The organism is Stenotrophomonas sp. STEN030, assembly GCF_056759995.1.
The window spans coordinates 1-9,351 of the sequence record NZ_JBRREB010000090.1; the positions used below are offsets into that span (position 1 = coordinate 1).

Sequence of the window (9,351 nt, forward strand, 5' to 3'; positions counted from 1 at the left end):
TGGCAACGTTTCGCTTGCATTAAAACAATTGAATCATTGCTTGATTAAACGTCTGCAAGATGGACAGTCATCCATTCCTGCAGGCGTCCTCACAAGATACCTGCGCATACTTTCAAAGAACTTCGAATCAGGCCTCAGCGCCTTCTTCGTAGGCTGCGACGTTTCCGTCGTAGCGAGCCGCCCATTATATGGTGGCTTTTCTGCTTCGTCAACACCTCATTTCGAGGCGGTGACTTCAAGCTTTCCTTCCGCTTGCGCCTCTTGCGAGGCCCCTGCGTCGGGGGAGGTGAAGTATGTGCTTCTTTGCGGGGTTTGTGAAGGGGTTGCTGGAGGTTTTTTCCAACTTTCGTTCATTGGGCCGCTGGAGAAGCGGGGAGTGCTTGGTTTGCACCTTATTAGTGTGCGGGGGCAATGCTCTCCAGATGGGCTGACTGGGTTTGCGATGGCGCTGGAACAACTCCGCCTCGCTCTGCCCTCACCCCAACCCCTCTCCCGCGTGCGGGAGAGGGGCTTTAGTCATTCGGGGCTTTGAGCCCTTATGCGCTTGCCACCAGCAGGACGCGGGCGAAGGTGCGCTTGCCCACCTGCAACAGGCCTTCGAAGCCGGGCTGCAATACGGCCTGGGCGTCTTCGACCACTTCGCCATCCACCTTTACCGCGCGCTCCTTGAGCTTGCGTGAGGCTTCGGAGTTGCTCGGGGTCAGGCCAGCGGCGGTCAGCAGAGCGCCGATACGCAGGCCTTCGGCCGGAATGACTACTTCCTGCAGAGGCAGCTGGGTGATGTCGCCCTGCCCGGTCACTGCAGCATTCCAACCGGCAATCGCCTGTTCGGCGGCGGCGGCATCGTGGAAACGGGTGGTCAGCTCGCGCGCCAGGCGCAGCTTGATCTCACGCGGATTGATGGCGCCGGCCTCGACGTCGGCCCGCAGCTGCTTGGCCTCGTCAATGGAGATGTCGAAGCTGAGCAGCTCGATCCAGCGCCACATCAAGGTGTCGTCCACCTTCATGGTCTTGGTGACCATGTCGATGGCCGGCTCGCTGATGCCAATGTAGTTGTTCAGCGACTTGGACATCTTGTTGACGCCGTCCAGGCCTTCCAGCAGCGGCATGGTCTGCACGATCTGTGCTTTCTGGCCGTGGTGTTCCTGTAGGCCGCGGCCCATCAGCAGGTTGAACTTCTGGTCGGTGCCGCCGAGCTCGACGTCCGCTTCCAGTGCCACCGAGTCGTAGCCCTGCACCAGCGGGTAGAGGAATTCGTGGATGGCGATCGACTGCTGGGCGGCATAGCGTTTGGCGAAATCGTCGCGCTCGAGCATGCGGGCGACGGTGTGCTGGCCGGCCAGGCGGATCATGTCGGCCGCACTCATCTTGCCGAACCACTCGGAATTGAAGCGGACTTCGGTCTTCTCGCGGTCCAGCACCTTGAACACCTGCTCTTCATAGGTGCGTGCGTTGGCCAGCACGTCTTCCTTGCTGAGCGGCTTGCGGGTCAGGCTCTTGCCGGACGGGTCGCCGATCATGCCGGTGAAGTCGCCGATCAGGAAAATGACCTGATGGCCAAGGTCCTGGAACTGCCGCAGCTTGTTCAGCAATACGGTGTGGCCCAGGTGCAGGTCCGGTGCGGTGGGGTCGAAGCCGGCCTTTACACGCAGTGGGCGGCCGCTCTCCAAACGCTGGCGCAGCTCTTCCACTTTGAGGATTTCGTCGGCTCCGCGACCGATCAGGGCAAGGGCTTCATCAATCGAGGACACGCTAAAACTCCCGACTTCGCAGTCAAAAACATGAATGGTGTTAAGTACAAGTTAACCACGTTAACCGATTGAAAAGCCATGCGGCTCAATGGTTTGACGCGGTATTGATAGGTGTCTATGTTACCTGCGTTTGGGCCCGCGATCCGGGTCGACCAGAGAACCGACCGATGTCCCAACCCGATCATGGCTCCGCGCGCAAACAGCGCTTCCAGGAAAGACTGCATGTCCTGCACGACAACGCCCTGCATCGGAAGTTGAAGGAACATCTACCCGCCGCGTTCAACGAACGCTGGAACCGGCGGCATTGGATCCACGCCAGCCTGTTCGTCACCATCGGTGCGTTGGCGGCCACGATCGTTCCCGGTTTCTCCAATTCCATCGACAGCAACCTGCCGTCGGCGCATTCCACGCTTGCCCTGCCCTTGCCGCCACTGTCTCTGGCGCGCCGCGGCGAAACCCCGGGCGATAGCTGGCAGATCCAGCGGGTGGAGCGCGGCCAGACCCTGAGTGACCTGTTCGCCGCTGCTGGTGTGCCGGCCAGCACGATGCAGAAGGTGCTCGATCATCCCGGCACCCGCGAGGTACTGACCAAGCTGCGCCCGGGTGCGGAAATCGCCTTCGACCTGCCGGTCAATGGCGCGCTGCGCACGATCCGCTTCGACCGCGATGCCAATCACCGTGTGGAACTGAGCCTGCAGGGCGAGCAGATCCGCGAAAAGGTCAGCGAGCGTGCAACCAGCACCCGCACCGTGGTGGCCAGCGGTGAAATCACCAGTTCGCTGTACAACGCCGCCCGCAAGGCTGGCTTGTCGCCGTCGGCCATCGCCACGATGACCGATGAAATCTTCAAGTACGACATCGACTTCTCCAAGGACCTGCAGCCGGGCGACCGCTTCAGCGTGGTGCTGGACGAAACCTGGCGCGAAGGCGAGCGCATCGACACCAGCAAGATCCTGGCGGCGACCTTCCAGACCGGCGGCAAGACCTATACCGGCTTCCGTTTTGATCGCGCCGGCAAGTCGGAGTACTTCGACCTCAATGGTCGTTCGTTGAAGAAGAGCTTCATCCGTTCGCCGATCCAGTTCGCCCGCCTGAGTTCGAACTTCGGCACCCGCCGCCATCCCATTCTCGGCACCATGCGCACCCACAAGGGCGTGGATTACGCCGCCCGCACCGGCACCCCGATCATGGCCGCCGGCGACGCGCGCGTGCAGTTCGCCGGCACCCAGCGCGGTTACGGCAACGTGGTGATCCTCGACCACGGCAGCGGTCATACCACCCTGTACGGGCATATGTCGCGGCTTGGCCCCTACCGCGCCGGCCAGCGCGTGAACCAGGGCCAGGTGATCGGCTATGTGGGCTCCACCGGCATGTCGACCGGCCCGCACCTGCACTACGAATTCCGCGTCAACGGCGTGCACCGCAACCCGCTGTCGGTGACGATGCCGCCGCCGCAGCCGCTGCAGGGGGCTGACTTGGCCGCATTCCGCGCGCAGACCGCACCGGCGATGGCGCGCATCCAGGGCATGGAAGAACTGATCTACGCCGATGCCGGCGACAGCAAGAAGCCAGCAGCAACCCAGACTGCTGCTGCCACACCGGCAGCCGGTGGCAAGCGCGGCTGAGCCGACGCAACACCGTTGACGACACGGGCAGGGAGCTTGAAGCTTCCCTGCCCGTTTCTTTTCAGCGACCGCCATGACCTCTGTTGATCCGCAGCTGCCGTTGTTTCTTGGCTTGATGTCCGGCACCAGCGCCGACGGCATCGATGCGGCGCTGGTGCAGTTTCCGCAGAGTGGCGGCTGCCGCTTCGTACACGGTTACACGCATGCCTGGGATGGCGCGACCCGCAATGCATTGATCGCGCTGGGCCAAGGTGGCGAGCCCGCATCGATGGATGCGTTGGGGCAACTGGACGCCAGTGTTGGCATCGCCTTCGCCACTGCCGCCAACCGGTTGCTGGAAGACGCAGGGGTACAGCGCGCGCAGGTGCAGGCGATCGGCTCGCATGGCCAGACCATCCGTCACCGCCCGCTGAGCAACCCGGCTTTCACCTGGCAGATCGGCGACGCCAACCGTATTGCCGAGCTGACCGGCATCACCACCGTGGCCGATTTCCGCCGCCGCGATGTGGCCGCTGGCGGGCATGGCGCGCCACTGATGCCGGCCTTCCACCTGGCGATGCTGGGCAGCGCCGATGAAGACCGCGCGGTGCTCAATCTCGGCGGCATCGCCAACCTGAGCCTGATTGCCCGCGATGGCAGCATCCGCGGTTTTGATACCGGCCCGGCCAATGCCTTGCTGGACGCCTGGTGCCAGCGCCATCTTGGTCATGCGTTTGATGCTGATGGGGCGTTTGCGGCCAGTGGCCAGGTGGATGCGCCGCTATTGGAACGCTTGTTGGCCGAGCCTTGGTTTGCGCTGCCGCCGCCGAAGAGCACTGGTCGCGAGCAGTTCCATCTGGAATGGGTGGAGGCGCAGCTCGGTGCAGCCTCGTTGTCACCTGCGGATGTGCAGGCGACGTTGCTGGAGCTGACGGCAACCACGGTGGCCGCTGCGCTGCTGACGCAGTTGCCGGCTACGCGGCGGGTGCTGGTCTGCGGTGGTGGGGTGCGCAACCCGCAGTTGCTGCTACGGTTGCAGGCGCGGCTACCGGGCGTCCTGATCGGCTCCAGTGCCGAGCACGGATTGGACCCGGATTACATGGAAGCAATGGGGTTTGCGTGGCTGGCGCAGGAGACGCTAGCTGGACGGCCGGGCAACCTGCCCAGTGTTAGTGGCGCACGTGGGCCGAGGATTCTGGGCGCGATTCATCTGGCGTGAGCCAACGGGTTGCAGGAGCGGCGTAAGCCGCGAAGTCACTGGTCGGCCCGGTTGCGGAAATGCCCGGCACTCCAGGCATTCCGTATGCACGCCGCATGGACGCAAGGTCAGCTTCGCGGCTTACGCCGCTCCTACAGGCATTTCAGGCATTGCCGGGAACGCTTCGGCCGAGCATGGCTCGGCTCTACAGTCGTTCAAATGTCGCTGCCGGTTGGTAGTGCCTGCAGGGCCTTGATGGCTTCGGAGAGGACGTCCACTTCCGGGTCCTCGAATCCGCCGCGCACATTGTGCTCGCTGGTGAACAGGCCTTGCTTCAGCAGGGCCAGACAGGTTTGCTCGCGGGTCCAGCCGCGCGCCACCGACAGGCGACGAATGCGCTCCATCAGCAACGGATCGATATCCCGCAGAGTCACGTCGGCCATGTGCACCACATTACTGTCGGTGGATCCCCCGGCGGCATCATCAACGACACCGCCGGAGGATTCAATCGGCGCGGTGGATCAGCCAGCGCGCGACAGATGGGTGGTGGCGTCAACCTCGCGTCGCAGCCACCACGCCATCAGCAGGCCGGGCATGCCCACCACCACCGACACCAGGAAGAAGATCTGCCAGCCATAGGCGTCAGCCAACACTCCGGCAAACGGCCCGACAAACACCCGCCCCAAGGTCGCGAATGCCGATAGCAAGGCGTAGTGGGTTGCCGAAAAGCGCGTACCGCAGAGGCCGCTAAGCAGCGCAACAAACGCGGCCGTGCCCATGCCGCCGGCGAAGTTGTCCAGGCTCAAGGCGAACAGCAGCAAGCCGTCCATCGGCGTGGGATGGTCCAGGTGGACGATCAGCAGATTGAACGCCGGCACCTCAACCGTGCCCCAGGCTCCTGCCCCTTCCCGTGCCAACAGGTAGAAACCGAGATTGGAGACCAGCTGCAGCACGCCAAAGCCAATCACCGCGGTCGACAGCCGCAGACGCAGCAGGAAGAAGCCACCGACGATGGCGCCCACAATCGTCATCAGCAGGCCGATGGTCTTGTTGGCCAAACCCACTTCAGCCTGGCTGAAGCCCATGCCCTTGAGCAGGAACGGGGTGGACAGGCTCAGCGCGAACGCATCGCCCACCTTGTACAGCACCACCAGTGCCAGGAACGCCCCCGCACCACGCATGCCGAAATAGCTGCGCAGCGACGCATTGAGCGTCTCGAACCGCACCCAGCGGGTGACACCCAGCCCCAACACCATTGCTGCCGCGATCTGGGTGACGACGAACACCAGCCGTACCCAACGATCCGCGCTGTCCGGATCCAATCCAATCATCACCAGCGCCTGATGCGCCAGCCATGCACCCAGCGCCACACCTGCGACCAGTGCCAGGAAACCACGCAGCTCGCCGCCAGCCTTGGAAACCGGTGCCTTGAAACGCTCCGGCAGCTGCGGCATCAACAGCAGCGCCAGCACACCGACCGCCACCGACAGACCGGCCATTACCCGATAGACCTGCGGCCAGCTCTGCCATTGCTCGGCCCAGATCAGGGTAATACCGCCGGACAACACCATCGCCAGCCGGTAACCCAGCACGGTCAGCGAACCACCCAGGCCGCGCTCGGCCGGTGCCAACAGATCGGTGCGGTAAGCATCGATCACCACGTCCAGCGTGGCCGACAGACAGGCCACCAGCACCGCCACGGACGCGAACAGCGCCAGGTTGCGTGATGGTGACAACGTGCTCATCAAGGTCAACGCCGCGCCCAGCGCGAACAGCATCAGCACGATCCAGCCGCGCCTGCGGCCGAGCAACGGCAGGTCGAAGCGATCGATCAGCGGCGCCCAGAGGAACTTGAAGGTGTAGGGGATGCCGATCAGCGACAGGAAGCCGAGCGTGACCAGGTCCAAGCCGTCCACAGTCAGCCAGGCCTGCATGGCTCCGCCGGTCAGCGCCAGCGGCAGGCCGGAGGCGAAACCGAGCAGCAGGATCACGAACAACCGGCGCAGGCGTTGCAGCCCGGCCGGCGGGGCCTCCACTACCGCTTCAGTCACAGGTCGTAGTCCACGGTGAACGGGGCGTGGTCGGAGAAGCGCTGGCCGGTATAGATCGAGCTGCCGCGCAGGCGCTCACGCAGGCCCGGGGTGACGAACTGGTAGTCGATGCGCCAACCGACGTCGTTGGCGCGGGCCGCGCCGCGGTTGCTCCACCAGGTGTAATCCTGACCTTCCGGGTGCAGCGCGCGGTAGGCATCGACCCAGCCACGGCCGTTGGCGGTATCGGTCAGATCGGCCTGGTCGGCGCAGAAGCCGTTCATCCAGTCGCGCTCCTGCGGCAGGCAGCCGGAGTTCTTCTGGTTGGATTTCCAGTTCTTGATATCCAGCGCGCTGCGCACGATGTTCCAGTCGCCGCACAGGACGTAGTCGCGGCCGCTGGCCAGCCACTCGTCCAGGATCGGCTTCAGCCACTCCATCACCTCGTACTTGAAGCCCTGGCGCAGCTCGCCCGAGGACCCGGACGGGATATAGAACGAAACCACGCTGAGGTTGCCGAAGCGTGCCTCAATGTAACGGCCTTCATCATCGAACGGTGCCCAGCCCAGTGAGGTGCGCACTTCATCGGGCTCGCGCCGGCTCCAGATCGCCACGCCGCTATAGCCCTTTTTGGTGATGGCATCACGGTAGAAGCAGTGGTGGCCATCCGGGCGGAACAGCCCGTCGGTCAGCTGCGACTCCTGCGCCTTGGTTTCCTGAATGCAGAGCACGTCGGCCTGCTGACCCAGAAACCACTCGTTGAAGCCCTTGGTGGTGGCCGAACGGATGCCGTTGGCATTGAAACTGATGATGCGCATGAAGGACCGCTATTGGGAAAGCTCAAGACCGGCACAGCATACCGCCCGGACCCGGGCGGCCGACAAACCGGGCCTGCGTTATCCCCTGACAGCGGCTCGGCCGAACGGCCAAGCCGCACCCCGAGCCGCAGCGCAGCAATTGCAAGGGCCATGCTTTACCCTAGGAACCTCAATAGACGATAAGACAGCGTATTTACATGAGTGACCACCGTTCCCGTTTCCTGCAGCTGGCGTTGAATGCCGACGCGCTGCGTTTTGGCCAGTTCACCCTGAAGTCTGGCCGGGTAAGCCCGTATTTCTTCAATGCCGGCCGTTTTGACACCGGTCTGGCGCTGGCCCAGCTGGGCAACTGCTACGCCGACGCCATCGATGCCGCCGGTATTGCCTATGACCAGCTGTTCGGCCCGGCCTACAAGGGCATCCCGCTGGCTACCTCGATTGCCTGCGAGTTCTCGCACCGCGGCCGCAACCTGCCGTTGACCTTCAACCGCAAGGAAGCCAAGGACCACGGCGAAGGCGGCACCCTGATCGGCGCCGACATGGCCGGCAAGCGCATCCTGATCGTCGACGACGTGATCACCGCCGGCACCGCGATCCGCGAGGCCCTGGCCATCATCCGCGAAGCCAAAGGCATCCCGGCTGGCATCGTGGTTGCCTTGGACCGCCAGGAAATCGCCTCGGAAGAAGACCGCCGTTCAGCCGCACAGGCCGTGTCTGCCGAAACCGGCATTCCGGTGATTGCCGTGGCCAATCTGGCCGACCTGCTTGCATTCGCGTCCGGGAACCCGGAACTTGTTGGCTATCGCGAACCGTTGCTGGCCTACCGTGGCCGCTACGGGAGCAATCCGACAGGCTGATAGCAGGGGGCTGCCATGGTGCCGAATCCGTCCAAAACCGCTGCAACGTTGTTGCTGATGCTGGCAGCGCTGGCAATGCCGGCGTTGGCGCAGAACAAGCCGTCCGATCCTGGCAAGAAGCTGTATTGCTGGGATGAGGGCGGCAAGCGTATCTGTTCGGACACCTTGCCACCGGAAGCGGTGAACAAGGCGCGCGAGGAGTTCAACGCACGCAGCGGCATCCGTGGTGCCGATGTGCAGCGCGCGCTCACCGCCGAAGAACGTGCTGACGCGGCCCTGGCCAAAGCCCAACAGGAAGTGGACGCAGCGGCGGCGGACACGCGCAAGCGTACCGAGCAGGCGATGCTGTCCACTTATGCCACTGAGGACGATCTGCGCCGCGTGTTCAGTGAACGCACGGCGATTGTCGACAACAACGTCAAGACCGCGGTCTTCAACGTGACCAGCCTGCGTGGCGCCTTGGCGTCCCAGCTCGCCAGCGCCGGCAACAGGGAGCTCGCCGGGCAGAAGGTGCCTGACAAGCAAGCCGGCGAGATCCGCCAGCGTCACAACGAACTACTGGCGCAGCTGCGTCTGCAGACCGCGTTTGAGCAGCAGCGGCAGGCCTTGGAAGTTGAGATCGCCGAGAGCTTGGCGCGGTATCGCGAGCTCAAGGGGATTGCGGCGCCGGCTGATGCGGGAGCGCCAGCGAATGCACCTGCTGCCAGCGCAGCACCAGCCAAGGGCTGAAGGCGGTAGGTAGTGCCGAGCCATGCTCGGCAGGGGCTTTCCCGGTAAATTGTTGGATTAAGAATGAAAGCGGCCTTAGGGCCGCTTTCTTCGTTTAAAAGCTTCCCCTCATCCGCCCTCCGGGCACCTTCTCCCGCAGGCGGGAGAAGGGATTGGCTCCCTGTGTCTGAAAGTCCGCGAGTTACTGAAAGTCCACGGGCGGCTGAAAGTCCGCGAACTGCAGCAGAGCCAACGGCAGGCCAGGGCTGTCCCTTCTCCCGTTTACGGGAGAAGGTGCCCCGAAGGGGCGGATGAGGGGGCTTCTGGCTTCTGGCTTCTGGCTTCTGGCTTGTGCCTTGTGGGTGCGGCGCGACGGTAGGAGCGA

At 63.7% G+C, this 9,351-nt stretch carries 9 protein-coding genes; 5 read left to right on the forward strand and 4 right to left on the reverse strand.

The features are described 5' to 3' along the window. On the forward strand, positions 1-532 hold a 532-nt coding region (locus ACVOLR_RS19395; RefSeq protein WP_481537890.1), incomplete at its 5' end, for a hypothetical protein. 4 nt (positions 533-536) lie between these two features. On the opposite strand, the gene tyrS is transcribed toward ACVOLR_RS19395, so the two are convergent. Beyond that, entirely contained in the window at positions 537-1,751 is a 1,215-nt protein-coding gene (gene tyrS / locus ACVOLR_RS19400) for a tyrosine--tRNA ligase (RefSeq protein ID WP_481537891.1), read from the reverse strand. 167 nt (positions 1,752-1,918) lie between these two features. Between tyrS and ACVOLR_RS19405 the strand changes: the two genes are divergently transcribed. Together ACVOLR_RS19405 and ACVOLR_RS19410 are read left to right on the forward strand one after the other, a co-directional pair. Further along, complete coding sequence (locus ACVOLR_RS19405) at positions 1,919-3,376, forward strand: peptidoglycan DD-metalloendopeptidase family protein (RefSeq protein ID WP_481537892.1); 1,458 nt, start codon at positions 1,919-1,921, stop codon at positions 3,374-3,376. Between the two features lie 73 nt (positions 3,377-3,449). Continuing rightward, positions 3,450-4,574, forward strand: a complete 1,125-nt coding sequence (locus ACVOLR_RS19410) for an anhydro-N-acetylmuramic acid kinase (protein ID WP_481537893.1) — start codon at positions 3,450-3,452, stop codon at positions 4,572-4,574. Positions 4,575-4,768: 194 nt separating this feature from the next. Here ACVOLR_RS19410 and ACVOLR_RS19415 read toward each other — a convergent pair whose 3' ends face one another. The 3 genes from ACVOLR_RS19415 to ACVOLR_RS19425 all read right to left on the reverse strand — a co-directional run bounded on the left by ACVOLR_RS19415 (position 4,769) and on the right by ACVOLR_RS19425 (position 7,401). After that, positions 4,769-4,996: a hypothetical protein gene (locus tag ACVOLR_RS19415; RefSeq protein WP_481537894.1), complete on the reverse strand. Its 228-nt coding sequence runs from the start codon at positions 4,994-4,996 to the stop codon at positions 4,769-4,771. A gap of 78 nt (positions 4,997-5,074) precedes the next feature. Beyond that, a complete protein-coding gene (locus ACVOLR_RS19420; protein WP_481537895.1) occupies positions 5,075-6,604 on the reverse strand; it encodes an AmpG family muropeptide MFS transporter in 1,530 nt (509 codons plus the stop codon). Next, a complete protein-coding gene (locus ACVOLR_RS19425; protein WP_481537896.1) occupies positions 6,601-7,401 on the reverse strand; it encodes an exodeoxyribonuclease III in 801 nt (266 codons plus the stop codon). The genes ACVOLR_RS19420 and ACVOLR_RS19425 overlap by 4 nt, the downstream gene beginning before the upstream one ends. A gap of 197 nt (positions 7,402-7,598) precedes the next feature. Between ACVOLR_RS19425 and pyrE the strand changes: the two genes are divergently transcribed. Both pyrE and ACVOLR_RS19435 read left to right on the forward strand, forming a co-directional pair. Continuing rightward, entirely contained in the window at positions 7,599-8,258 is a 660-nt protein-coding gene (pyrE, locus tag ACVOLR_RS19430) for an orotate phosphoribosyltransferase (RefSeq protein ID WP_481537897.1), read from the forward strand. Between the two features lie 15 nt (positions 8,259-8,273). Further along, entirely contained in the window at positions 8,274-8,987 is a 714-nt protein-coding gene (locus tag ACVOLR_RS19435) for a hypothetical protein (RefSeq protein ID WP_481537898.1), read from the forward strand. Positions 8,988-9,351 lie beyond the last annotated feature (364 nt).